The sequence below is a fragment of the Pseudomonas duriflava genome (assembly GCF_007830155.1).
GTDB classification, from domain to species: Bacteria; Pseudomonadota; Gammaproteobacteria; order Pseudomonadales; family Pseudomonadaceae; genus Chryseomonas; species Chryseomonas duriflava.
On record NZ_VLKY01000008.1, the window covers coordinates 40,999 to 64,062 of the forward strand.

20 protein-coding genes are annotated in these 23,064 nt (G+C 53.0%); 7 read left to right on the forward strand and 13 right to left on the reverse strand.

What is annotated here, in order from left to right:
- Positions 1 to 14: 14 nt before the first annotated feature.
- The 4 genes from IQ22_RS12615 to IQ22_RS12630 all read left to right on the forward strand — a co-directional run bounded on the left by IQ22_RS12615 (position 15) and on the right by IQ22_RS12630 (position 3,193).
- Positions 15 to 704: an ABC transporter permease gene (locus tag IQ22_RS12615; protein ID WP_145142324.1), complete on the forward strand. Its 690-nt coding sequence runs from the start codon at positions 15 to 17 to the stop codon at positions 702 to 704.
- On the forward strand, positions 701 to 1,399 hold the full coding sequence (locus IQ22_RS12620) for an ABC transporter permease (protein ID WP_145142326.1): 699 nt from the start codon (positions 701 to 703) through the stop codon (positions 1,397 to 1,399). Before IQ22_RS12615 ends, IQ22_RS12620 begins: the two co-directional genes overlap by 4 nt.
- A 65-nt stretch (positions 1,400 to 1,464) precedes the next feature.
- The gene (locus IQ22_RS12625) at positions 1,465 to 2,229 is read left to right on the forward strand and encodes an ABC transporter ATP-binding protein (RefSeq protein WP_145142328.1); all 765 of its coding nucleotides are present in this window, start codon (positions 1,465 to 1,467) and stop codon (positions 2,227 to 2,229) included.
- A 4-nt stretch (positions 2,230 to 2,233) separates the two neighbouring features.
- Positions 2,234 to 3,193, forward strand: coding sequence for a GlxA family transcriptional regulator (locus tag IQ22_RS12630; protein WP_145142330.1), 960 nt, complete (start codon positions 2,234 to 2,236; stop codon positions 3,191 to 3,193).
- Positions 3,194 to 3,204: 11 nt separating this feature from the next.
- On the opposite strand, the gene IQ22_RS12635 is transcribed toward IQ22_RS12630, so the two are convergent.
- The 7 genes from IQ22_RS12635 to IQ22_RS12665 all read right to left on the reverse strand — a co-directional run bounded on the left by IQ22_RS12635 (position 3,205) and on the right by IQ22_RS12665 (position 11,773).
- Entirely contained in the window at positions 3,205 to 5,727 is a 2,523-nt protein-coding gene (locus IQ22_RS12635; protein WP_145142332.1) for a bifunctional diguanylate cyclase/phosphodiesterase, read from the reverse strand.
- Positions 5,728 to 6,058: 331 nt separating this feature from the next.
- Positions 6,059 to 6,745, reverse strand: a complete 687-nt coding sequence (locus IQ22_RS12640) for a COG3650 family protein (RefSeq protein WP_145142334.1) — start codon at positions 6,743 to 6,745, stop codon at positions 6,059 to 6,061.
- Positions 6,746 to 6,853: 108 nt separating this feature from the next.
- Entirely contained in the window at positions 6,854 to 7,555 is a 702-nt protein-coding gene (locus tag IQ22_RS12645) for an ABC transporter ATP-binding protein (protein ID WP_145142336.1), read from the reverse strand.
- The gene (livG, locus tag IQ22_RS12650) at positions 7,555 to 8,322 is read right to left on the reverse strand and encodes a high-affinity branched-chain amino acid ABC transporter ATP-binding protein LivG (RefSeq protein ID WP_145142338.1); all 768 of its coding nucleotides are present in this window, start codon (positions 8,320 to 8,322) and stop codon (positions 7,555 to 7,557) included. Before livG ends, IQ22_RS12645 begins: the two co-directional genes overlap by 1 nt.
- On the reverse strand, positions 8,319 to 9,590 hold the full coding sequence (locus tag IQ22_RS12655; RefSeq protein WP_145142340.1) for a high-affinity branched-chain amino acid ABC transporter permease LivM: 1,272 nt from the start codon (positions 9,588 to 9,590) through the stop codon (positions 8,319 to 8,321). Before IQ22_RS12655 ends, livG begins: the two co-directional genes overlap by 4 nt.
- Positions 9,587 to 10,510: a high-affinity branched-chain amino acid ABC transporter permease LivH gene (livH, locus tag IQ22_RS12660; protein WP_145142342.1), complete on the reverse strand. Its 924-nt coding sequence runs from the start codon at positions 10,508 to 10,510 to the stop codon at positions 9,587 to 9,589. The genes IQ22_RS12655 and livH overlap by 4 nt, the downstream gene beginning before the upstream one ends.
- 141 nt (positions 10,511 to 10,651) lie before the next feature.
- Positions 10,652 to 11,773 (reverse strand): branched-chain amino acid ABC transporter substrate-binding protein, encoded by a 1,122-nt coding sequence (locus tag IQ22_RS12665; protein ID WP_145142344.1) that lies wholly within the window; start codon positions 11,771 to 11,773, stop codon positions 10,652 to 10,654.
- Between the two features lie 257 nt (positions 11,774 to 12,030).
- On the opposite strand from IQ22_RS12665, the gene IQ22_RS12670 reads away from it, so the two are divergent.
- Positions 12,031 to 12,348: a DUF2288 domain-containing protein gene (locus IQ22_RS12670; protein ID WP_145142346.1), complete on the forward strand. Its 318-nt coding sequence runs from the start codon at positions 12,031 to 12,033 to the stop codon at positions 12,346 to 12,348.
- Between the two features lie 175 nt (positions 12,349 to 12,523).
- Here the strand turns inward: IQ22_RS12670 and phnE are convergent, their stop codons facing one another.
- The 5 genes from phnE to IQ22_RS12695 form a co-directional block, all read right to left on the reverse strand.
- Positions 12,524 to 13,288, reverse strand: coding sequence for a phosphonate ABC transporter, permease protein PhnE (phnE, locus tag IQ22_RS12675; protein WP_145142349.1), 765 nt, complete (start codon positions 13,286 to 13,288; stop codon positions 12,524 to 12,526).
- Entirely contained in the window at positions 13,285 to 14,115 is an 831-nt protein-coding gene (locus tag IQ22_RS12680) for a PhnE/PtxC family ABC transporter permease (protein WP_145142351.1), read from the reverse strand. The genes phnE and IQ22_RS12680 overlap by 4 nt, the downstream gene beginning before the upstream one ends.
- The gene (locus tag IQ22_RS12685; RefSeq protein WP_145142353.1) at positions 14,109 to 14,906 is read right to left on the reverse strand and encodes a phosphonate ABC transporter ATP-binding protein; all 798 of its coding nucleotides are present in this window, start codon (positions 14,904 to 14,906) and stop codon (positions 14,109 to 14,111) included. Before IQ22_RS12685 ends, IQ22_RS12680 begins: the two co-directional genes overlap by 7 nt.
- Positions 14,903 to 15,754: a putative selenate ABC transporter substrate-binding protein gene (locus IQ22_RS12690; RefSeq protein WP_145142355.1), complete on the reverse strand. Its 852-nt coding sequence runs from the start codon at positions 15,752 to 15,754 to the stop codon at positions 14,903 to 14,905. The genes IQ22_RS12685 and IQ22_RS12690 overlap by 4 nt, the downstream gene beginning before the upstream one ends.
- 177 nt (positions 15,755 to 15,931) lie before the next feature.
- Positions 15,932 to 17,860 carry a transglycosylase SLT domain-containing protein gene (locus IQ22_RS12695; RefSeq protein ID WP_145142357.1) on the reverse strand — a complete coding sequence of 643 codons (1,929 nt, stop codon included), beginning with the start codon at positions 17,858 to 17,860 and terminating at the stop codon, positions 15,932 to 15,934.
- 218 nt (positions 17,861 to 18,078) lie between these two features.
- On the opposite strand from IQ22_RS12695, the gene IQ22_RS12700 reads away from it, so the two are divergent.
- Complete coding sequence (locus tag IQ22_RS12700) at positions 18,079 to 19,989, forward strand: ATP-binding cassette domain-containing protein (RefSeq protein WP_145142359.1); 1,911 nt, start codon at positions 18,079 to 18,081, stop codon at positions 19,987 to 19,989.
- Between the two features lie 32 nt (positions 19,990 to 20,021).
- Here the strand turns inward: IQ22_RS12700 and IQ22_RS12705 are convergent, their stop codons facing one another.
- On the reverse strand, positions 20,022 to 20,456 hold the full coding sequence (locus tag IQ22_RS12705; RefSeq protein ID WP_145142361.1) for a universal stress protein: 435 nt from the start codon (positions 20,454 to 20,456) through the stop codon (positions 20,022 to 20,024).
- 452 nt (positions 20,457 to 20,908) lie between these two features.
- Here IQ22_RS12705 and fadB point away from each other — a divergent pair, with 452 nt between their 5' ends.
- Positions 20,909 to 23,056: a fatty acid oxidation complex subunit alpha FadB gene (fadB, locus tag IQ22_RS12710; protein ID WP_145142363.1), complete on the forward strand. Its 2,148-nt coding sequence runs from the start codon at positions 20,909 to 20,911 to the stop codon at positions 23,054 to 23,056.
- Positions 23,057 to 23,064: the final 8 nt, after the last annotated feature.

Sequence of the window (23,064 nt, forward strand, 5' to 3'; positions counted from 1 at the left end):
CAGGAGTATCCACGATGTTGAATGGCTACGGGGCGAATATCGTCGACGGTGCCTGGCTCACCTTGCAACTTGCCTTGATTTCGATGGCTCTGGCCTGTGTGTTGGGGCTAGCGGGTGCCGCTTTTCGCCTGTCGCCGGTACGCTGGTTGGCATGGCTGGGAGATCTGTACTCTACGGTCATTCGCGGTATCCCGGACTTGGTCCTGATTCTGCTGATTTTCTACGGTGGACAGGACCTGCTTAACCGTCTGGCCCCTATGGTGGGCTATGAGGATTACATCGACGTTAATCCCTTTGCTGCAGGTATTTTCACGTTAGGTTTTATTTTTGGCGCTTATCTTTCCGAAACCTTCCGTGGTGCCTTCATCGGTATTCCTAAAGGACAAGCCGAGGCGGGTATGGCCTATGGCATGAGTAGTCGCCAGGTATTTTTTCGTATTCTCGTCCCGCAAATGATTCGTCTGGCCATTCCAGGGTTTACCAATAACTGGTTGGTATTGACCAAGGCTACCGCACTGATTTCGGTTGTAGGTCTGCAGGATATGATGTTCAAGGCCAAGCAGGCCGCTGATGCCACACGGGAGCCATTTACGTTCTATCTGGCTGTGGCGGCTTTGTATTTGATTTTGACCAGTGTCTCATTACTGGTACTGCGTCTGGCCGAGCGGCGCTACTCGGTTGGCGTTAAGGTGGCTGAACTATGATTTTTGACTATACCGTCGTCTGGGACAGTCTTCCGCTCTATATGAGCGGGCTGCTGATTACCCTGAAGCTACTAGCCATCTCTTTGGTACTGGGGCTGATCATAGCTGTTCCGTTGGCTTTTATGCGTGTTTCAAAGCGGGCCGCCGTAAACCTGCCAGCCTGGCTCTATACCTACGTCATACGAGGCACTCCAGGCCTCGTGCAGTTATTTCTGATCTACTACGGCCTGGCTCAATTCGACGCTGTACGAGACAGTTGGTTATGGCCTTGGTTGTCGAGTGCTACGTTTTGTGCATGTTTGGCCTTTGCTGTTAATACCAGCGCGTATACAGCCGAGATCCTGGCCGGTAGCCTCAGATCGACTCCGCATGGCGAGATTGAGGCCGCCAAGGCCATGGGGATGTCGCGCTTTCTTATGTATCGACGCATTGTCCTGCCTTCGGCTGTACGGCGTGCGCTGCCTCAATACAGCAATGAAGTCATCATGATGTTGCAGACCACAAGCCTTGCTTCCATTGTGACCTTAGTCGATATCACGGGCGCTGCACGAACAGTCAACTCACAGTTTTATCTGCCGTTCGAGGCCTATATTACGGCGGGTGTGTTCTATCTGGCGCTCACCTTTATTCTGGTGCGCCTGTTCAAGAGGGCCGAGCGGCGTTGGCTGGCTTACCTGGCTCCTCGTAACGGTTAACGGATCGGTAGATACTCCGCCGGCGCGCCTCGCCTCGGCCTAGTCTTAAACAAGGTTTTGAAACCATGTTCAAACTTGAAGTACAGGATTTGCATAAGCGGTACGGTGATCACGAAGTGATCAAAGGCGTGTCGTTGGCAGCCAAGGCTGGCGATGTTATCAGCATCATCGGCTCTAGCGGCTCGGGAAAGTCTACGTTGCTGCGCTGCATTAATCTGCTTGAGCAGCCTCATGCCGGCAAGATAGTGCTCAACGGTGAAGAGCTTAAGTTGTCACCAACTAAAGGCGGAGCTCTCAAAGCTGCCGACGCCAGACAATTACAGCGTATGCGCTCGCGTCTGGCCATGGTGTTTCAGCACTTTAATCTCTGGTCACACATGACAGTGATGCAGAACATCATTGAAGCGCCTGTCCATGTGCTAGGGGTGTCAAAGGACGAAGCGATTGCTCGGGCCGAGCGTTATCTCGATAAGGTAGGTGTTTCCCACCGCAAGCATGCTTATCCGGCGCACATGTCCGGTGGCGAGCAGCAGCGCGTAGCAATTGCCCGTGCCTTGGCTATGGAGCCTGAGGTAATGTTGTTTGATGAGCCAACCTCTGCCTTGGACCCTGAGCTTGTAGGCGAAGTCTTGAAGGTTATGCAGGACCTCGCTCAAGAGGGGCGAACGATGGTGGTGGTAACGCATGAAATGGGATTTGCCCGGGAAGTATCCAATCAGGTGATCTTCCTTCATCAAGGTCGTATTGAAGAAGTTGGTAATCCTCGTGAGGTGCTGGCCAATCCCCGCAGTGAGCGTCTTAAGCAATTCCTCTCAGGCAGTCTGAAGTAGAGCTATGGCCACACGTATCGGCTTTTTGATCTGGCCGGGAACCCGGCCGCTAACCTTGGCATTAGCCGAAGAAGCGTTACGGGTGGCTCAGCGTGAACAAGGCGGCTCGGGTTATGAGTTAAGCCTGATTCGGGTAGATCAAGTCGAGCTGCGCCTGTCAGATGTATCTTGGGCAGTGCATTTGCAGAGCTATCAGCGCTTGTTCCTATTGGCCGATGAGCTACCCTCCAGCCTATCCTCCTCGCTCAACTCTGCACTTAAGCAGTGTGCACGTGCAGGGATATGGATCGGGGCGCTTTCTGCAGGTGTTTTTCCTCTGGCTCAGTCAGGACTGCTTGAGGGATACCGAGTCTCGGTGCATTGGCGCTGGCTAGAGGAGTTTTCTGAGCAGTTTCCTCGGGTCATTGCTACCAACCATTTATTCGAATGGGATAGGGACCGCCTCTCAGCCTGTGGAGGCTTGGCTATTCTTGACCTAATGCTTGCCATGCTCAGCCATGATCATGGGGCTGATCTGGCGGGACTGGTCTCCGAGGAGCTGGTTGTTGAGCGTATTCGAGAGGGAAATGAGCGGCAGCGGATTCCTCTCAAGAATCGCCTGGGATCAAGCCATCCCAAGCTGACGCAAGCGGTCATGCTCATGGAGGCCAATATTGAAGAGCCGTTGACAACAGATGAGATTGCACAACATGTATGTGTGTCGCGTCGACAGCTTGAACGTATCTTCAAGCAATACTTGTCTCGAGTACCTAGCCAGTATTATCTGGAGCTGCGACTGAACCGCGCACGAAAAATGCTATTGCAGACCAGTAAGTCGATTATTCAGATAGGCTTGTCGTGCGGATTCTCTTCAGGGCCGCATTTCTCTAGTGCCTATCGCAATTTCTTTGGTGTTACGCCACGGGATGATCGCAATCAACGGCGTGGAGCAGGGCCTGATGTCGCCGTTATTACCGAGCGCTAAATTAAGCAGGTTTAAAAGAACGTCGAAAGTTCATGAGGGGGCCGGGCCCGACTGAAATGAAAGCCTTGGGCCTCGTCGCAGTCATCGCTTCGCAAGTAATCAAGTTGCTCCTGGGTTTCTACTCCTTCTGCCGTGACGACCATTCCCAGCGATTGCCCCAGTGTGATGATTGCCTGAACAATGGCTCGGTCGTCCTTGCTTGAACCCAGGTCGGCAATAAAGCTGCGGTCGATCTTGATGCCATCAAAGGGATAGCTACGCAAATAGCTTAAGGATGAAAAGCCGATTCCAAAATCATCTATATTGATGCGTAACCCCAACGTCTTGAGTGCTTTCAGGATTTTTAGTGCACCGCCTGCATCGTCGAGCATGACGCGCTCTGTTATTTCTAATTCGAGCCGTTCAGGAGACAGGCTTGTATTTTCCAGAATAGAGGTGACTTGGCTGATCAGTTCACGATGACCGAATTGGCGAGGAGACAGGTTAACCGATACCCCGACTGGTTTTGGCCATGTTGCGGCAATGCGGCATGCCTCGGCTAGTACCCAATTGCCTAACGGAACGATCAGTCCTGTGTCTTCTGCCAGAGGAATAAAATGATCTGGCATCAATAATCCCTGTGTAGGATGCTCCCAGCGTACCAATGCTTCGAAGCCGGTAAGTTGATCAGTCTCGATAGAATAGCGTGGTTGAAAATAAAGGCGCAGCTCATTCTGCTGAATCGCTTGGCGCAAATCACCTTCTAGTTGTCGCCGCGTTGTGATCGCTTCATTCATTTCATGCGCATAAAAGTGCCACGTATTACGGCCGGCTGCTTTGGATTTATAAAGCGCAATATCGGCTAATCGTAGTAATTCTTCCGCCTGAACTGCATCGTTAGGGGCCAGCGCAACACCGATGCTTCCACCAATAAAGACCGTCTGATCGTCAATCCGAATGGGCTGATGCAATTGCTCGATAAGGCGCGAGCTGAGTATGGAAACATCCTCATGACCTTGGATATGTGTCATGACTACAACAAATTCATCACCACCCAAGCGGGCTATCAAATCGGACTCACGAACACAATGCCGCATGCGCCTGGCAACTTCACGGAGAACGCGGTCACCTGCCGCATGTCCCAGCGCGTCATTGATAGGCTTGAAACGATCCAGATCGATACTGAGCAGTGCGACCGGAGCGCTCTTTACAGTGGATGTGCTTAGGTGTTTGGCCAGAAACTCCCGCAGGTGCGTACGGTTAGGCAGCCCGGTCAGTGGATCATGCAGCGACAGGTGCTTCACTTGGGCCAGGGCTTCGACTTCATCAGTAATATCGCTAGCTGTCCCTCGAAATCCATGCGCGCCCTGGCCGATTGCTCGTGCGGACACACGACAGGTCCGCTGTCTGCCGTTCTGGTCTTGATAATGACAAATCAGTGGATCTATTAAGTCAGGTCGGTTGTATTTATCCAGCCAGACCTTTAAAGGCTCTCTAGCGCCCTGTAGTAAGGTGTCGAGGGGCTTGCCAAGCCAGGTAAGGGGAGACTTCCCGGTGATTTCCTCGAACCGGCCTGAAAGATAGGTAAGCCTGCCGCCTGCGTCTGTTTCCCAGATCCAATCCGATGATGCTTCAGCTACGTCCCGAAAGCGCTTCTCGCTGCGAGCCAGCGCTTCGCGACTTTGTAAAAGATCGGCATATTGCCGCTCCATGGCGCGAGTCATTGAAAAGGCATGACGTAGGACGAGCCAGGTAAATGTTACGAGAACCACAGCAGCGAGGCCTAGGAAGGGGAGGGTCGCCTTCAGTAAATGCTGGCCATGACGAGGCGGCTCCCAAACCAGGAAAGCATTGGAGCCATCACCTAAGTCCAGTGTTGAAGAACTATCTAACCCACGCTCATAACTCACCCTGAGATTACTCAAGGCATATTGCAGGCTCAACGCCTTGAGTTTTGCTTCTGTCAGGATGGTAACGAACAACAGCACCGATGGAGGGCCTGGGAGTTCTTTGGTGGTAGGGTCTTTTCCTATGGTAATGGCTGCTGCCGAAACAAGAGCAGGATAGCCGTTGACGGCCAGCATCCGGTTTATAACGTGCTCTTTATTTTCAAGCTTTTGCGCTTCGGCCAGCAGGCCTGGCAGATCGCCTTGAATCCATTCATGAGCATTGAGCGGGGCTAGCTCACCCTCATAAAGTGCATAAGGCGTTTGGCCGGCTGGGTTAACGACCAATATGCCTTGGTAACCATATAGTTCATAAATTGAGGAGCCTAGATTCTCCTGTGTGTAGGCCCAGACAGGATCGACAGTGACATGGAGGTGAGTATAAGCGTCACCCCATTTAGCATAGTCAGAGATATCTGCAACGATACGTGCCCTAAGATTTTCCAAAAGTCTCTCAGCAGCATAACGCGCATCAGCTGAGGCTTGCTTATCCTGTTTACGTGCATCGTAAACCAGTATTCCGCAAGCCAAGGTAAACATCATGAACAGAAGCAGGGTGATCGCTGGAAATGTGCGACGTGTAAATGTAGTGCTGAGAGAGTGATGCAAAGTTGTGTCGAGCCTATAAATATCTTGATAGCAAGAAGCTATTTACAAGGGCTTCATCCTATAGAGTGTGGACAAAGATGCCAGTACATCCATCACAAAGCCTGTTGATCCGACAGGGGGCGATACGTATTTCAAGACACTGTTATCTCAATGAGATTGTAACGCTGAGAAATAGGGTAGGCCGTTGGCGGGCTGGGAGATAGGCTCTAGCGGGATTAAAATACAAAGCGAAAGAGTGGAAGGAAAAGCCTGTTGTCGAGGCGCATCTCCTTATAGGCCTTCAAACGATTTATCGAAGAATGAACATTAAAATGAGAAAGTTTGCCCACATTTAACGGGCGTCAACGGCTCCGCCATAATAAGCACATCCTGGCATCGCCTTGCCATTGATACGTAGCTCGGCCTGGAGTGACTGTACCGTACCGGTATTACGATCGATGCAACGTTGGGGACTTACCCAAAGTTCGATGCGCTTGCCATTGGCTTCGCTCGATAGACTACGACTGCCGTCCGGCAACTGCTCCTGCAAATATGGAAAGGCCTGCTGAGCCTGATCGGCTGTAGCCAGAACCATGCCTTGGCTGTTGACCAAGACATTCCACTCGGGCTCATGTCCTCCTGCGCGTAATGTAATCCGCTTGAAATGCGGGTCTGAGCAGCCAGGACCGGTGTATTGCATACGATAGACTTTCGACACGGCAAAAACACCATCACTTCCGGTCGGCCCGCCCGATTTGAACTGTCCACGCAAATCGGCAAATAGGCTATTAGCACCGCTATCGGCGGCTAACTCATGGGCATCGCTGATTACAAAGGTATGATCAGCGTCGCTGACCTGGAAATAACGTTGTTCCCGACAGGGTTTGAACAGCAATTGCTCACCAGACTGACGGAGGTCGCCCTGTAAGCGTATACCTTCATCGGAACGGGAAGAGGAGTCATTGCTCGACGTGCTCTGGCAGCCAGCCAATAAAAAAGCCAGTGCGGTAAGGGGCAGCAGCAAGCGGGACACTAACATTAAGAGGTCTCCATCAGGGCAAGAGAGCAACGTTACTGAGACAAGGTCCGGAGGACAAGACCTTAAGGAGTTTGTGCGCCTTTTTGTGAAAGGCGCACAAGTGCAGTGTCAACCGCCGAGGTAGGCTTTACGCACGTCCGGATTGGCCAGCAAGGCTGCTCCAGTGTCTTGCATGACGATGCGACCATTTTCCAACACATAACCACGGTCGGCCAGTTTCAAGGCTTGGTTGGCGTTCTGTTCGACCAAAAATACCGTTACGCCATCCTCACGTAACTGCTCAATAATCTCAAAGATCTGCTTAATAATAAGAGGAGCTAATCCCAAGGATGGTTCGTCCAGCAGTAACAGCCGTGGATGGCTCATCATGGCACGTCCAATGGCTAACATTTGCTGCTCACCGCCGGACATAGTACCGCCTCGCTGGTTATAGCGTTCTTTAAGCCGAGGGAAGAGGGTGAGAACCTTTTCCAGTTGCTGCTCATAGACTAGCTTGTCAGTAAAGAAGCCCCCCATGGCCAGATTTTCTTCAACAGTTAGACGCGCAAAGACGCGCCGTCCTTCAGGCACTACTGCAATCCCCTTACGCATGATGTCAGATGACGCTTGGCCTACTAGTTCTTCGCCTTCATAGCGAATGCTGCCACTGGCGGCACGCGGTGATCCGCAGAGAGTCATAAGTAGCGTGGACTTGCCGGCACCATTAGCTCCGATCAAGGTTACGATTTCGCCCTTGTTAACGGTAACGCTAACGTCGTGAAGAGCCTGAATCTTGCCATAAAAGGTAGAAACGTTATCGAACTGCAGCATCACGCTTCTCCTAGATAGGCTTTGATTACGTCAGGATTGTTGCGGATTTGCTCTGGCGTTCCGTCTGCCAAAGGTGTCCCCTGGTTGATTACTACAATGTGGTCAGAAATGCTCATGACCAGATGCATGTCATGCTCAATCAGTAAGACCGTAACGTCGTGTTTGTCCCGCAAAAGCCCGATCAGAGTCTTCAGATCTTCCGTTTCTCGTGGGTTGAGACCGGCGGCGGGCTCGTCAAGCATAAGCAACTGGGGACGCGTCATCATGCAGCGGGCAATTTCCAAACGGCGTTGCTGACCATAGGCGAGGTTTCCAGCAGATCGGTTGGCAAACTCTGTCAGATTGACCTGTTCGAGCCAGTGAAGGGCGAACTCCATTGCTTCGGCTTCACGCCGGCGAAAAGCGGGCGTTTTTAGCAGGCCCGCCAGAAAACTGGTATTAAGATGCCGATGTTGGGCTACTAACAGATTCTCGACTGCAGTCATTTCCTTAAACAGGCGCACATTCTGAAAGGTACGTACCACACCCTTGCGGGCGATTCTGTGGCCTGGAAGCCCGTGAATGGGCTCACCGCGCAACAGGATTTCACCGCCGCTGGGTTGGTAGAATCCGGTTAGGCAGTTAAAAACAGTTGTCTTGCCGGCACCGTTCGGTCCGATCAGGGATACCACCTGCTTTTCACTGACGGTGATATTTACACCGTTGACAGCCAAAAGCCCGCCAAAGCGCATGGTCAGCCCCTTGGCTTGAAGAATGGGTTGGCTCATTTACGCAGCTCCAGGTGAGGGCGCTGCATTGGAAGCAGGCCTTGCGGACGCCAAATCATCATTAGGACCATCAGGGCGCCAAACATCAGCATGCGGTATTCGCTAAATTCACGCATTAGCTCAGGCAGCAGAATCATTACGATAGCCGCGAGGATCACGCCCAGCTGAGACCCCATACCGCCCAGCACGACAATAGCCAGAATAATGGCTGACTCGATGAAGGTGAACGATTCTGGAGATACCAACCCTTGACGGGCTGCGAAGAAGCTGCCAGCAAAACCGGCAAAGCAGGCGCCCAAGGTAAAGGCTGACAACTTGATTAACGTTGGGTTAAGGCCGAGTGCCCGGCAGGCGATTTCGTCTTCACGGAGTGCTTCCCAGGCGCGTCCAATCGGCATGCGTAGCAACCGGTTAATCACAAAGAGTGTAAGAAGAACCAGTAAGAGGGCGATCAGGTAAAGGAAAATCACCTTATGGTTTGAGTTGTAGGCTATCCCGAAAAACTCATGAAAGGTCTGCATGCCTTCAGGGGCACGGCGGTCAAGGGAAAGGCCGAACAACGTGGGCTTATCGATGCCGCTAATTCCATTAGGGCCACCGGTAATGCTGGTCAGGTTGCGCAACAGGATACGGATGATCTCTCCAAATCCTAACGTTACGATGGCTAGATAGTCACCGCGCAGCCGTAGCACTGGGAAGCCGAGTAGAAAGCCGAACAAAGCAGCCATCATGCCGGCGATGGGTAAGCATATCCAAAACCCTAAGCCGTAGTAGTGAGAGAGCAGGGCATAGCTATAGGCACCGACGGCGTAGAACCCGACGTAGCCCAGATCCAGCAGACCTGCAAGACCTACCACGATATTGAGGCCCAAGCCCAACATTACATAGATCAGAATCAGCGTCGCGATGTCCACGGCTCCACGAGAGCCGAAAAACGGCCAAATCAGGGCGACGCAGACAAGGCCGAGAATAAGCCACCGTTGCGTAGCCGGCTCGGTCAGCCGGGCACCTACACGAGTGATAGGCAAAGCGCCGGTAGAGCGCGTGCGCCGGGGCAGTGGTATACGCTCCCGTACCAGTTGCCAAATGAACATCAGTAGGGCGGCGGCGGCAATGATCCACAGCGTTGTGGCACTGGCGCCATGTACTTCGAGGTTAATGCCTACGGTTGTAAGCTTGAGTCCCAGGACCGGATATGCCACGGCCACGACCAGCAGGGCGCTGAATACAGCTGTCTTGAGCTGCTTGCTGAAAGGAGTACTGCTCATACTTTCTCTACCTCCGGACGGCCCAGAATGCCGGTCGGCCGGAACAACAACACGAGGACAAGTAAGCTGAAGGCCACAACGTCCTTGTACTGATCACCAAAGATATCGGCGCCAAAGGCTTCGGCGACTCCCAATACCAGTCCGCCCAGCATTGCACCAGGAATGCTGCCGATTCCGCCAAGAACTGCTGCGGTAAAGGCTTTGATACCAGCAAGGAAGCCCAGGCTCGGATTGATCACACCGTACTGCAGGCCCAGCAGAACGGCGGCGACTGCAGCGAGAGCTGCGCCAATGACAAAGGTCAGGGCAATGATGCTATTGGTGTTGATACCCAACAGGTTAGCCATCTTGATGTCTTCTGCGCAGGCGCGACAGGCACGACCCAGGCGAGAGCGTGAGATGAACCAAGTCAGCCCGATCATGGTCAGCAACGTGACGATAAAGATCAGCACTTGCATGTATGAGATAACCACGCCGCTCATGGTATCCGCACCGAACACGAAGTTACCGGGAAGCAGGTTGGGAATTGCCTTATCTTTAGAGTCCTGGGCTAACAGAACTTCGTTTTGTAGAAAAATCGACATGCCGATCGCTGAAATCAGCGGAATCAGACGATTACTTCCACGCAGGGGTCGATAGGCGATACGTTCGATGCTGTAACCATAGGCACTGGCAACGATAATACTGGCCGCAAACGCTGCGATCATGATGATCGGCAGGCTATGAATTCCTAGCAAGGCCAAACCAGCAATGGCTATGAAGGCCACATACGAGCCGATCATGTAAACCTCGCCGTGGGCGAAGTTGATCATCCCAATAATGCCATACACCATTGTGTAACCAATGGCGATTAAGGCATAGGTGCTGCCGACGGTCAGACCGTTCACCAGCTGCTGTAAATAATGGTAGAACTCAGGCATTACCTTCTCCTGAATAGCGGCCACGGTGCTTCTGGCGATACGGCCGCCTATTCATCTGGAAATGAACAAAGCCCACGCTGAAGACCGTGGGCTTTTGGAACGGTATCGAACCGGGTTGTCGATACCGTTCCGTTTGGACGATTACTTGGCTTCGGTCTTGGTGCCGTCGGCGTGCCACTCGTAAACAACAAACTCGAAGTTCTTGAGGTCGCCTTTTTCATCAAAAGCCAATTCGCCGGTCGGCGTGCTGAAGGTGTTGCTACGCAGGGCTTCGGCTACAGCTTCGGTATCGGTACTGCCTGCTTTCTTAATGCTATCGGCGATAACTTGAACGGCGGCATAGGCAGGGAATACAAATGGACCGCTCGGATCCTGCTTCTTGGCCTTAAAGGCTTCTACCAGGGCTTGGTTCTTAGGGTCTTGGTCAAAGGAGCGCGGCAGGGTCACGTACATGCCCTCGGAAGCCTTTCCAGCAATGGCGGAAATTTCGGAGTTACCAACTCCTTCGGGGCCCATGAAGCGAACTTTAAGACCTTTTTCCTGAGCCTGACGCATCAGCAGGCCCAGCTCTGGATGGTAGCCGCCGTAGTAGACAAAATCGACACCGGCCTGTTTGAGCTTGGCGATGAGTGAGGAGAAGTCTTTGTCTCCAGCATTGATACCTTCAAAGACACCCACCTTAATGTTGGCGTCTTCAAGCGTTTGCTTTACAGCAGTGGCAATGCCTTCACCGTACTGTTGCTTGTCATGAATAACCGCGACACTTTTAGGCTTTACTTTTTCTGCAATGAACTTGCCTGCAGTCGGACCCTGCATGTTGTCCATGCCAATGGTTCGGAATATAAGCTTGTAACCACGTGCTGTCAGATCAGGGCTGGTGGACGCTGGCGTAATCATTAGAATGCCTTCGTCCTCGTAGATGTCCGAGGCGGGTTGAGTCGAACTGGAGCACAGATGGCCGATAACAAATTTCACGTTATCGTTGACTATCCTGTTAGCAACCGCGACGGCCTGTTTAGGGTCGCAGGCATCGTCGTAAACTACCCCTTGCAACTGTTGGCCGTCGACACCGCCGGCCTTGTTGATCTGCTCAATGGCCATCTTGGCGCCAATGAACTCCATTTCTCCATATTGCGCGACAGGGCCGGTAACTGGGCCAGCCAAGGCAATTTTGATGTTATCGGCAGCAACGCTGTAGCTGGCAAAGCCTGCTACAGCCATGGCGGCGAACAGTCGGGAGAGACGCTGGGATGCCTTATTCATAGTGCTCCACTCAGAATGCTTATTGGTTTTGGCAGATCACAAACAGTTGGTGCGGTTTTTTATTATGACCACGACGTGATGTCGCATCGTGCGGAGTGTAGAGCGCCGCTCAATGGATTGAAAAGCGGCATATGCAGGGGATCATTGCAATTTGTCGTATCATGTATCGATGTTGTCGCCTCGCTGATCAGAGTGGATAATTCTGTCTGGATGGGTAATCGCGGTATTATGTCGTCCAGTCTTTAGTGGAATCATCAATGATGTCGGAACCTAGTACCCTCTATGCCACACTGCTTGGCCAGACGGCTGAGATCTCTTGGCAAGAGTTGCAGCCCCATTTCGCCAAGGGCACCTTGCTTAAGGTAGATACGGAGTTGGACTTGATTGAGGCGGCGGTAGCCATCGTCGAAGACGATGCCGCAAAGGTTTCTGCGTGGCTTTCATCCGCTCGGCTGGGCAAGGTTAGTGAAGACGATGCTCAACAATTTCTCGAAGCCAACACTGTCTTTTGGGCGGTAGTGGTAGCCCCTTGGGTGTTGATTCAGGTGCGTGAGCGTGCCGTTACAAAAAGTTGATTTTCTTGGCTTACCTAGCGACTAGCTAGCGTTTCCATGCCTTTACAATCAAATTTTTTCGATATGTTTATGCGGGGTAGGTAGTTGCGGCAGCAGGCTTTTACGGTCAGGTAACTGTGTAGGTCTTTAAACGATAGGCCTATGTAGGCTTTTGTTCTTTGAGGCAAACATCGCCTCAGGTACTAACCCAGCGCTGACGTGCCCAGGCACTCAAGGCATCGACAGCAAGGACTAGGCATAACATGGCAAGGATTACAGTAGCCGCCTGAGCCTGTTGGAACAAACTCAACTTGATATAGAGCATTTGGCCCAAGCCTCCTGCGCCTACAAATCCCAGAATGCTTGCCATACGGATATTGTTTTCCCAACGATAGAGTATATAAGCCAAGAGCTGAGGCCAAACGATGGGCAGCGTTCCATAGGTAAACGCTGAAAAGCGATTACCACCGGCTAGGCGTATGGCTTCGCTTGGTGCTGCTGGTGCATTTTCCAATGCTTCGGCAAACAGGCGGCCCAATACGCCTGCGGTGTGCAGGGCCAGCGCTAGTGCACCGGCATTGGGACCAAGACCCGCGGCTAATACCATCAGTGCAGCCCATACTAGCTCGGGAACGGCGCGAAGCGCATTGAGAGCGAAGCGGGCGAGCGACTTGGCTGGTAAGCCCAGGCGGCCAGCAGCTGGGAGTGCCAGTATGATTCCCAGAGCAGCGGCTAACAGGGTACCGATAGCCGACATTGCGAGTGTTTCCAAAGCTCCCTGTGCAATGCTCCTTAAATAGGAGACTGAAAAATCCGGATGCAGAAAATCGGCGAGAAAAACGCTCATCTGATGTAACGCCTTTGATGAGAGCAGTTCCTTAAAATTTGTCCCCAAGTAGGCAAAGGAACACGCTATTGATGCCAGCAGTACGATCAGAGCGACCAACCCTTTCAGGTTCATAAACGGGTCTCCCGTAATAATCGACTGATTAGATCTGCACCGATGACGAGTGCCAGGAATGTCAATAAAAGGCTAGACACTTCACCCCCCGCAAACATGCGTAGGGAGAGATCTACCTGCTGGCCTAACCCGCCGGCTCCCACGAACCCCATCACGACCGATGCCCGAATAGCACATTCCCAGCGGTAGACCGTATAGGAAATCATCTCATCACTGGCAGTGGGCAAGAGACCGTAGGCGAAGGCTTGCAGGCGCGAGCTGCCGGCAAGGAGTAGAGCTCGGGTCGGCTGATTGGGAACAGACTCAAAGATTTCTGCATATACCTTGCCCAGCATGCCGCCGTAGGTAATGGCAATGGCCAGCACGCCAGCGGTCGGACCAAGACCTACAGCGCGTACGAAGAGCAGTGCCCAGACGATTTCAGGAATGCTACGCAGGACTACCAAAATCGCTCTGACCACTGTACGTAGTAGGCGACCTTGCCAGGATGGCGATCCGTGGCAGTGGAGAGCAGAGATCGAAAGTGCCCGCGTAGCCAGAAGAGAGGCCGGGAAGGCAATTAACCAGGCGAGGGTTATGCCTGCAGTGGCAATGGCCAGTGTTTCCAGCGTGGCTTTGCCCAGAATCGCCAGAAACGCCAGATCATGGGCGAGAGGCCAGAAACCTGCCAGGAAGTCGGCCATAAGGGATGCATTGGCACCATTAAAGAGTACGAAAATGTCGAACTCCGATAGGGCGACTCCCGGCCAGAGCAGTAGAAGGGCTGCGCCTGTTATCAAGAGCCGTGGCCATGCAGCAGGATCGCGTGGAGCAGGGGCGTTTAGCATCGTGAAACAGTGGCCTGTGCCCGTTGGGGGTGTACCTCTGCCTGGCTCAATTGCTCATTGGCATAAAGTAAGGCGAGGTCGTCGGGGTGAACGTCTTTGGCGGCTTTGTCGAACATAACCGCACCCTGGCGTAGGCCAATTACCCGGGGAAAATGATTCAAAGCCAGCTCAACCGAATGAAGACTGGTAATTAAGGTAGCCTGACGAGCCTGGGCGTCCTTTACCAGAACCTTTAGCGTATGACTGGCCAGTAAAGGGTCCATGGCCGATACCGGCTCATCGGCCAATACTAACTCAGGCGCCTGGTATAACACTCGAGCAATCCCGACCCGCTGAAGCTGCCCCCCTGAAAGTTGATCGCAGCGCTCGAACAGCTTGTCTTCCAGATCGAGTCGGGCCAACGCCTGCGCGGCACCGGCACGGTCCAGAGGATAGACAAGGCTAATCAGACTTCGCCAGAGTGGCCACTGTCCCAGGCGCCCTGCGAGAACGGCTGTTACGACGCGTTGCCGTGCTGGCAAGGGTGGCGCCTGATGAATGAGACCAATTCGAGCGCGCAGACGCTGCCGAATCGAGCCGCTCAGCATCCAGGGGTCTTGATCAAATAGTGTGACAACGCCCTGGCTTGGTCTCAGGCTGGAAGCCAGAAGGCGAAGCAGTGTGGTTTTTCCTGCGCCGGAAGAGCCAATCAGGGCTACCTGCTCGCCGCGATTAACATGCATCTCGGGAATGATCAGCGCGCGTTGTCCATTGGTGTGGAGCAGCTCCACACCTGTCAGACGGACATTCACTTCAATAGGCCTGCCGAACGTGCAGACGCTTCGATACCTGTATAGTTTTCTGGAGAGGTCTCAACGAACCGACTGGCTGCCTGCAAATCCAGGATGGCCTTGTGTTCAGGGTTAGCTGGATCCAGTTCTAGAAAGGCCGCCTTTAACGCACCTTTGAGCTCAGGGTCCAGGTTACCGCGGACTGTCCAGTTATAGTCATAATAGGGTGGAGTTGTAGCGAAGACCTTTATTTTGCTGGTATCGATTTTGCCGGCATCGACCAGTTTCTGCCAAACCGAGGCATTGAGCACGCCAGCTTCAACTTTGCCAGCTTGTACCCAGGCTGCTGTGGCGTCATGAGCACCAGAGTAAGCGACTCGCGAAAAAAACTGTTCGGGCACGATGCCTTCCTGCTGCATGAAGTAGCGGGGCATCAAGCTGCCAGAGGTTGAAGATACTGAACCGAAGGTAAATGTCTTGCCTTTGAGGTCTTGAAGCGAATTCACATTGGCATTGGCTGTGATGAATTTGCTCGTGAATTTTTGATCCTCCTCGCGCTGAACAAGGGGCGTCATCGGTGCCTTTCGCTGCGCCTGCACAAACGTAAAGCCGCCCAGCCAGGCCATGTCCAGTCGGTCCGAAGCCAACGCCTCGACGACTCCTGCATAATCGGATACGGGAACGAACGTGACGGGGATGCCTATCCGCTGCTCTAGGTATTCACCCAGTGGTTTGAATTTGCGGAGTAGCTCGGTAGGAGCTTCGTCGGGAATGGCCGAGACGCGAAGGACGGCGTCGGCTGCATGGGTCGCCAGGTTTGTCAGGCACAAGGTAAGACCGGCCACGAGGGCCAGGGAGCGCTTCAGCATGGGTTTCTCCGGTTCAATAGCGGAAAAATAGAGCGGGGAAGTATACGGCGACAGACCACGCTGCACAGCCCTGTTTTCATACTGTAGTGAAAACAGGGCTGGAAATGACCATGACAAGATACTTTTGGCGCTTGCCTGTCTAGTAACAGGCTGTTTTAAATCAACAGGCCATCAGCATCAGGTTTCGTCAAAGAAGCGCTCGTGCCATTCAACGAGGGGTTGGGGCGTGTTGAGCTTTTGTCCGTAAATAACAGCATAGGCCAATACGTTCTGCACATATTGACGGGTTTCGTCAAACGGAATGGTTTCGACCCAAACATCAAAAGCCAGATGTCTAGCATCCTTGAGCCATTTACGTACACGACCAGGGCCTGCGTTGTAAGCTGCCGAAGCCAGAACTCGATTACCATTAAACTGTGTGTGAACCATGCTCAGGTATGCAGTACCCAACTGGATGTTCATTTCAGGCTGATAAGCCAGCTGTAGAGAGGACAGAGGAATATTGAACTTGCTAGCTGTGTGCTTGGCTGTCGCAGGCATAAGTTGCATCAGACCCATGGCACCTACGCCGGAGCGTGCATCAGCCATAAAACCGCTTTCTTGACGTGTAATCGCAAATACCCAGCTGCTATGCAGACCGCGCTGACGGGCCTCGCGAATAAAACTGTCGCGATAAGCCATGGGAAAGCGAACATCCAAATCATCCCAGTATTTAGCCAGGCTGATGGCTCGAATGGCTGGAAAATACCACTGCATGTCATACGCCATGCGTGCCTGGGCTACTAACTCGTCACGGTCGAAAAAGCGGCTGGCATGAAACCACTCGCGTCGGGCGTTAACGAATTCGCCTCGAGCGTAAAACTCCATGGCCCTCTTGATCCCAGGAGTATTGCGGACACGCTGACGCAGGGTGTTGCTGAGTACGAGCGGACGGTTATTGAGTTGGTAGGGCGCCTTGATTCGATCGGCAGCGAGAAAGCCATAAAAGTCACGTTCATGGGAGACAGGCTTGTAATCGGCAAGGATGCTTGTGCTCTGAGGGCGAGAAAGCTCCAGCGTACGGGTACGCCAGTATTGCCAGCGGTTAGTTTCCAGTAGTGACGGGGGAAACCGCTGGATCAGTTGGTGGGCGTCGTTCCAACGCGCTAGGCGAAGTAATAGACGTGCCCGCCATTCGCTTACCGTATCGTCACGCAGTTCAGGATCGTAACGCTCCATTAGTGGCAGAGCGCGCGAGTCGAAGTTCTTGGCTAAAGTCAGGCCGATTCCACGAGCGATAGAGACCTTTTCATCCTTGGAAAAGGGAAGCTGCCGACTGTAATAGTCCAGCAACCCCAATGCCTGCTCAGGGTCTTGACGGGCTAGACGTCGCAATCCGAGTCCCACTACATCAGCCATGGCCTCGCTGGCTGGAGTAAAGCGCTGCGTGTTGCTTAGCTGCTGTGGTTTTTGCGCGACATCCGCCATGAGCGAGGCTAGTGGGCTCAACGTTGGCATTTGTTTGCTGAGGTACGTGACCAGCGCATAGTTACGTGCTTCAGCGGCTAATTTGGCACGGCGCCATACCATCGTTTCGGTCATCTGCCCGCGGGCTGCCCAGGCCGAGAACAATGCATCGCAGGCGTTAGGTTGAGACTTACCGACCAGCCACAGTTTTTCTGCAGCTTTAAATGCCTCTGCTGTCTCTCCTTGGAGAATTTGGTGGTGCGTATGAAGGCAGTCCAGTTCGGTAAAATTCAGCTTGGTATCGTAATACCGGTTGAACGTGGCCCAGTCTCCTCGTTCAGCCAGTGTTCGCAGCCAGCGTAGTTTCATCCAGTTGGCCTGAGGTAGATCGCCATGTTGACTTAGAAATGACTCGATCTCAGCCGTGCTGGCGGTTTTCAATCGCTGGGTGAGTTCGTCATATTGCAAGTAAGGTTCGAGAGGGTAGCCTTGCAAGGCGCTGCGTGAGGCGAAATAAGGTGCAGAGTTACCTTTTTCCAGTGCCGCTTTGGCTTGATCATACAGTTTGCGTTGTTGGTCGATAGGGACCGCTTGGGCGGCCTCGAATCCAATAAGAGAGGCAAAAACACAAGTCAACAGCTTGAACAGACGGCCGCGCATGGAAATTCCATAAAAGAGACTGCGATAAATGCTGCCAGACAGGCAGTGCATCAGACTACTTTAGCCTGTTGACAAGGACGGGCGAAAGGGTGCGCTCTACCAGTGGTCAGGCTATCCGTCATGTTGTCATATCGGATTCCCGACAGGCTTTTTCGACGAAAGCATGCAGCCGCGAGGTCAGAGCACTAGAATGGTTGTCCTTTTTGATGGAGAGGCACATGACCCTGCTTAAATTCACTGACGTGTCCCTCGCCTTTGGGGCCATGCCGTTATTGGACGGCATCTCTTGGCAGATTGCGCGAGGGGAGCGCGTTTGCGTGATTGGTCGCAATGGCACTGGCAAGTCCAGTCTGTTGCGTGTGGTCAAGGGTGAGCAAATGCCTGATGATGGCGAGGTCTGGCGAGCCCCAACTTTGAGAATCGGCGAGCTGCCTCAAGAGTTGCCGCGAGCAGATGACCGAACCGTATTTGATGTGGTGGCTGAAGGGTTATCCGGCGTCGGTGAATTGCTTGCCGAATATCATCGATTGTCCCAAAACATTCATACCGATGACGACCTGACGCGCTTAATGCGAGTGCAGCAAGAACTTGAGGCGCGAGACGGCTGGCGATTGCAGCAAGTGGTAGAAAGTACTTTGAGCCGATTGCAGTTACCGGCTGAAAAGACTTTGGCTGAGTTGTCGGGAGGCTGGCGTCGACGCGTATTGCTGGCGCAGGCACTGGTCGCCGAGCCGGATTTGCTGCTGCTCGATGAGCCAACCAACCATCTCGATATTGGGGCGATTGCCTGGCTGGAGGAGGCCCTAAGTCAGTATCCTGGGGCCATCCTCTTCATCACGCACGACCGGGCTTTTCTGCAATCGTTGGCTACCCGTATTCTGGAGCTTGATCGCGGACATCTTATTGACTGGCAAGGCGATTACGCCAGCTTCTTGGTGCATAAGGAACAGCAGCTGGCGGCAGAAGAAGCGGCCAATGCCTTGTTCGATAAGCGTTTGGCGCAGGAAGAAACCTGGATTCGCCAGGGTATTAAGGCCCGACGTACCCGTAACGAAGGTCGCGTACGTGCGCTCAAGGCCATGCGGAACGAGCGGAGCGAGCGGCGTGAGCGGCAGGGCCGAGCCAATCTGCAACTGGAAACGGCAGATAAGTCGGGAAAACAGGTGATCGTGGCCGAACAGGTCAGTTATGCCCATCCCGGAGGGGCGCCGATCATCCGAGATCTTTCCTTGGTCGTACAGCGTGGCGACCGTATGGGGCTATTGGGCCCTAATGGCTCGGGTAAAACGACCTTATTGAAGTTGCTGCTAGGTGACTTGCAGCCGACCGAAGGAAAGATAACCCATGGTACTAAGTTGGAGGTGGCCTATTTCGACCAGCTCAGGCACCAGCTAGAACCTGAGAAGACCGTGATTGATAACATGGCAGAAGGCCGGGAATTCATTACGATCAACGGTCAGGATCGGCATGTGCTCAGTTATCTGGGGGACTTCCTCTTTAGTCCTCAGCGAGCACGTACGCCTGTCAAAGCTCTATCAGGAGGCGAGCGGGCTCGGCTTTTGCTCGCCAAATTGTTTAGTAAGCCTGCCAACCTGCTGGTATTGGACGAGCCGACCAATGATTTGGATGTCGAGACGCTTGAACTCCTGGAGGAAGTACTACTAGGGTTCGAAGGAACGGTTCTGATGGTCAGTCACGATCGGGCCTTTCTAGATAATGTTGTGACCAGTACGCTGGTGTTCGAAGGCGAGGGCCTGGTCCGCGAATACGTTGGCGGTTATCAGGACTGGTTACGTCAAGGCGGTTCTCCTCGGTTGTTGGGCGTTACCAATGCCAAGGCTGAACCTAAGTCGCCTGTATCCTCATCCGCTACACCTGCTGATAGTCCTAAGCCTCCGGTTGTTACAGCAAAGCGCAAGCTTAGTTACAAGGAGCAACGTGAACTTGAGGCATTGCCAGGCTTGATCGAGCAGGCCGAGAGCGAGCTGAAAGCACTGCAGGAGCAAATTGCCGATCCGGGTTTTTATCAGGAGCCGCTGGAAACGACCCGGGGAATACTGGCTCGTATCGAGACGCTGCAAGCTGACCTGGACCGCTTTTTGGAACGCTGGGCTGAACTGGAAGAGTAAGAAGATGAATAAAGGGGCTCAAGGCCCCTTTATTATTTCCGGCTCAAGGCTACAGCCAAGGTATCGCATGGGGCGCCATGCAACAGGTCATTTGCTGTTGAGCCTAATAACAACGCAAGACCATGACGACCATGACTGCCGACCACGATCAGGTCACACCCATTCTCACGTGCGAAACGGTGGATCTCCTGTCGCGGCTGACCATAAGCCAACTGGCATTGACCCTCTAGCAGACTGTACTGCGCTACAAAGCTGTCGAGTCGCTCGCGGGATTGTTCAATTTGCTGTTGCTGTAGTGAGGACAGGTCCATAGGCACATCACCGCCAAATGCCATCGCCATGGGCTCTACTACATGAACAAGAGAAACCTTGCTTTGAACGCTGGCAGCAAGATCGACGGCACGCCGGATCACTGGATGACAATCATCGGTTAGGTCGATGGCTACCAGAATGTGTTTGTAAGACATGATTTCTCCTCCTTATAAGGATGGCGAACAATTCAAGTATGGCCTTGTCTGGCAGGACATGCACTTGTTTGTCCGAATAGTGTTTGGACCATGCCTGACCCGCGCTTGCTCCCATCTGTTGAAGGGAGCTTGTAAGGCACGGAGCCGACCATAGCACTAGGCAGGCCATATGCGCGATCTTCAACCATACTTCATCGGCTTTTTGTAAAGGTGTTATGCCAGCTTAACGCTTGGCGTGAATTGACATAGCGCAGGTTTTGGCTGATCGTGTGTTAGATGTTAAACACTTGTATGAATCAAGTGTTTGGTTGCAGGTCCTGTACGGCTTGTCTGGGGCGCGATACGGTACGGATAACGTCTTGAGCGCTCTGAGATGGGTCTGAGATTCTTGGTTCATGCCGATGCCAAAGCGCTCGGTATGGATATTCGCTTCCACGTATGGAGATCAGTTGATGATTTACGAAGGTAAAGCCATCACGGTTAAGGCTCTAGAAAACGGCATTGCCGAGCTCAAATTCGATCTTGCCGGCGAGTCGGTCAATAAATTTAATCGCCTGACCTTGAACGAGCTTCGCCAGGCTGTCGATGCTCTTAAGGCTGACAGCTCGGTCAAAGCCGTTATTCTCAGTAGCGGCAAGGAGGTGTTCCTGGTTGGAGCGGATATCACCGAGTTTGTAGACAGCTTTCGTATGCCCGATGAGGAGTTATTGGCTGCGAACCTTGAAATCAACCGTATCTTCAGTGACCTGGAAGACCTGAGTGTTCCAACGATATCTGCTATTAATGGAATCGCCTTGGGAGGCGGGCTGGAAATCTGTTTAGCTACTGACTTCCGGATCATGAGCGAGACGGCCAAAGTTGGTCTGCCTGAAGTAAAGTTAGGTATTTATCCTGGCTTTGGCGGAACGGTGCGTCTCCCGCGGCTGATCGGTAGCGACAATGCAATCGAGTGGATTGCCTCTGGCAAAGAAAACTCGGCAGCTGATGCGCTGAAAGTAGGCGTCGTAGATGCAGTCGTTGCGCCGAACAAGTTACTGGATGCGGCATTGGATCTGGCAAAGCGCGCGATTGCCGGTGAACTTGACTACCTGGCACGCCGCCAGCCCAAGCTTGAAAAGCTCAAGCTGAATCCTATTGAGTCGATGATGGCGTTCGAGTCAGCAAAAGGATATGTGGCGGGTCAGGCTGGTCCGCACTATCCAGCGCCAGTCGAAGCGATCAAGACGATCCAGAAGGCTGCCAATTTCGGTCGAGACAAAGCGCTGGAAGTCGAGGCCAAAGGTTTCGTCAAACTGGCAAAAACTACAGTCTCGCAGAGTTTGATTGGTCTTTTCCTAAACGATCAGCTGCTCAAGAAAAAGTCCAAGGGGTATGACCGCGACGCAGGCGAGGTCAAGCTGGCCAGCGTATTAGGCGCTGGTATCATGGGTGGCGGTATCGCTTATCAATCGGCACTCAAAGGTACGCCGATTTTGCTGAAGGATATTCGCGAAGAGGCGATTGAACTGGGCTTGGGCGAAGCTTCCAAGCTGCTCAACAAACGCGTCGAAAAAGGCCGCTTGGAGCCCGTGAAGATGGCTGAAGCGCTCAATCGTATTCGACCGACCCTGTCTTATGGGGATTTTAAGAGTGTCGATATCGTAGTAGAGGCGGTTGTCGAGAACCCTAAAATCAAGCAAAGCGTCTTGGCCGAAGTGGAGAGCCAAGTGAATGAAAACGCTATTTTGACCTCCAATACCTCTACCATTTCTATCAGCTTGCTAGCCCAGGCGCTCAAGCGTCCGGAAAACTTCTGTGGCATGCATTTCTTTAACCCGGTGCACATGATGCCTCTGGTAGAAGTCATTCGCGGTGAGAAAACCAGCGAGAAGACTATCGCTACGACAGTGGCTTATGCCAAGAAGATGGGTAAGAACCCTATCGTGGTCAATGACTGCCCGGGCTTTCTAGTCAATCGCGTACTGTTTCCCTACTTTGGCGGCTTTGCCAGCCTTGTAGGGCAGGGGGCGGATTTTCAGCGCATCGACAAGCTGATGGAGCGATTCGGTTGGCCGATGGGGCCGGCCTATCTGATGGATGTCGTCGGAATGGATACAGCGCATCATGCGCGTGATGTCATGGCTGAGGGTTTCCCGGATCGCATGAAGGAAACTCGAAAGACCGCTGTCGACGCTTTGTACGAAGCTCAGCGGCTTGGTCAGAAAAACGGCCAAGGGTTCTATGTCTACGAGACGGATAAAAGAGGCAAGCCGAAGAAAGTAGCTGATACGCAGACCTATAAGCTACTAGAGCCTGTAGTACATGAGCAGCGTGAATTCACTGATGAGGAAATCGTCGAGCGGATGATGATCCCGCTGTGCCTGGAGACGGTACGTTGCCTGGAAGATGGCATCGTCGAAACGGCAGCCGAAGCGGACATGGGACTCATTTATGGTATCGGCTTCCCACCCTTCCGGGGTGGTGCGCTGCGTTACATAGATACGCTGGGCGTCGCTGAGTTCGTGGCAATGGCTGACAAATATGCTGATCTCGGACCGTTATACCACCCGACTGAAAAACTGCGCGAAATGGCTCGTACCGGCCAGTCCTTTTTTGGTTAACGCAGACA

What these genes read in the sequence shown, in the direction of transcription:
- IQ22_RS12615 (WP_145142324.1), top strand. Translation starts at nt 15, where the DNA reads ATGTTGAATGGCTACGGGGCGAATATCGTCGACGGTGCCTGGCTCACC.
- IQ22_RS12620 (WP_145142326.1), top strand. Translation starts at nt 701, where the DNA reads ATGATTTTTGACTATACCGTCGTCTGGGACAGTCTTCCGCTCTATATG.
- IQ22_RS12625 (WP_145142328.1), top strand. Translation starts at nt 1,465, where the DNA reads ATGTTCAAACTTGAAGTACAGGATTTGCATAAGCGGTACGGTGATCAC.
- IQ22_RS12630 (WP_145142330.1), top strand. Translation starts at nt 2,234, where the DNA reads ATGGCCACACGTATCGGCTTTTTGATCTGGCCGGGAACCCGGCCGCTA.
- IQ22_RS12640 (WP_145142334.1), bottom strand. Translation starts at nt 6,745, where the DNA reads ATGTTAGTGTCCCGCTTGCTGCTGCCCCTTACCGCACTGGCTTTTTTA.
- IQ22_RS12645 (WP_145142336.1), bottom strand. Translation starts at nt 7,555, where the DNA reads ATGCTGCAGTTCGATAACGTTTCTACCTTTTATGGCAAGATTCAGGCT.
- livG (WP_145142338.1), bottom strand. Translation starts at nt 8,322, where the DNA reads ATGAGCCAACCCATTCTTCAAGCCAAGGGGCTGACCATGCGCTTTGGC.
- IQ22_RS12655 (WP_145142340.1), bottom strand. Translation starts at nt 9,590, where the DNA reads ATGAGCAGTACTCCTTTCAGCAAGCAGCTCAAGACAGCTGTATTCAGC.
- livH (WP_145142342.1), bottom strand. Translation starts at nt 10,510, where the DNA reads ATGCCTGAGTTCTACCATTATTTACAGCAGCTGGTGAACGGTCTGACC.
- IQ22_RS12665 (WP_145142344.1), bottom strand. Translation starts at nt 11,773, where the DNA reads ATGAATAAGGCATCCCAGCGTCTCTCCCGACTGTTCGCCGCCATGGCT.
- IQ22_RS12670 (WP_145142346.1), top strand. Translation starts at nt 12,031, where the DNA reads ATGATGTCGGAACCTAGTACCCTCTATGCCACACTGCTTGGCCAGACG.
- phnE (WP_145142349.1), bottom strand. Translation starts at nt 13,288, where the DNA reads ATGAACCTGAAAGGGTTGGTCGCTCTGATCGTACTGCTGGCATCAATA.
- IQ22_RS12680 (WP_145142351.1), bottom strand. Translation starts at nt 14,115, where the DNA reads ATGCTAAACGCCCCTGCTCCACGCGATCCTGCTGCATGGCCACGGCTC.
- IQ22_RS12690 (WP_145142355.1), bottom strand. Translation starts at nt 15,754, where the DNA reads ATGCTGAAGCGCTCCCTGGCCCTCGTGGCCGGTCTTACCTTGTGCCTG.
- IQ22_RS12695 (WP_145142357.1), bottom strand. Translation starts at nt 17,860, where the DNA reads ATGCGCGGCCGTCTGTTCAAGCTGTTGACTTGTGTTTTTGCCTCTCTT.
- IQ22_RS12700 (WP_145142359.1), top strand. Translation starts at nt 18,079, where the DNA reads ATGACCCTGCTTAAATTCACTGACGTGTCCCTCGCCTTTGGGGCCATG.
- IQ22_RS12705 (WP_145142361.1), bottom strand. Translation starts at nt 20,456, where the DNA reads ATGTCTTACAAACACATTCTGGTAGCCATCGACCTAACCGATGATTGT.
- fadB (WP_145142363.1), top strand. Translation starts at nt 20,909, where the DNA reads ATGATTTACGAAGGTAAAGCCATCACGGTTAAGGCTCTAGAAAACGGC.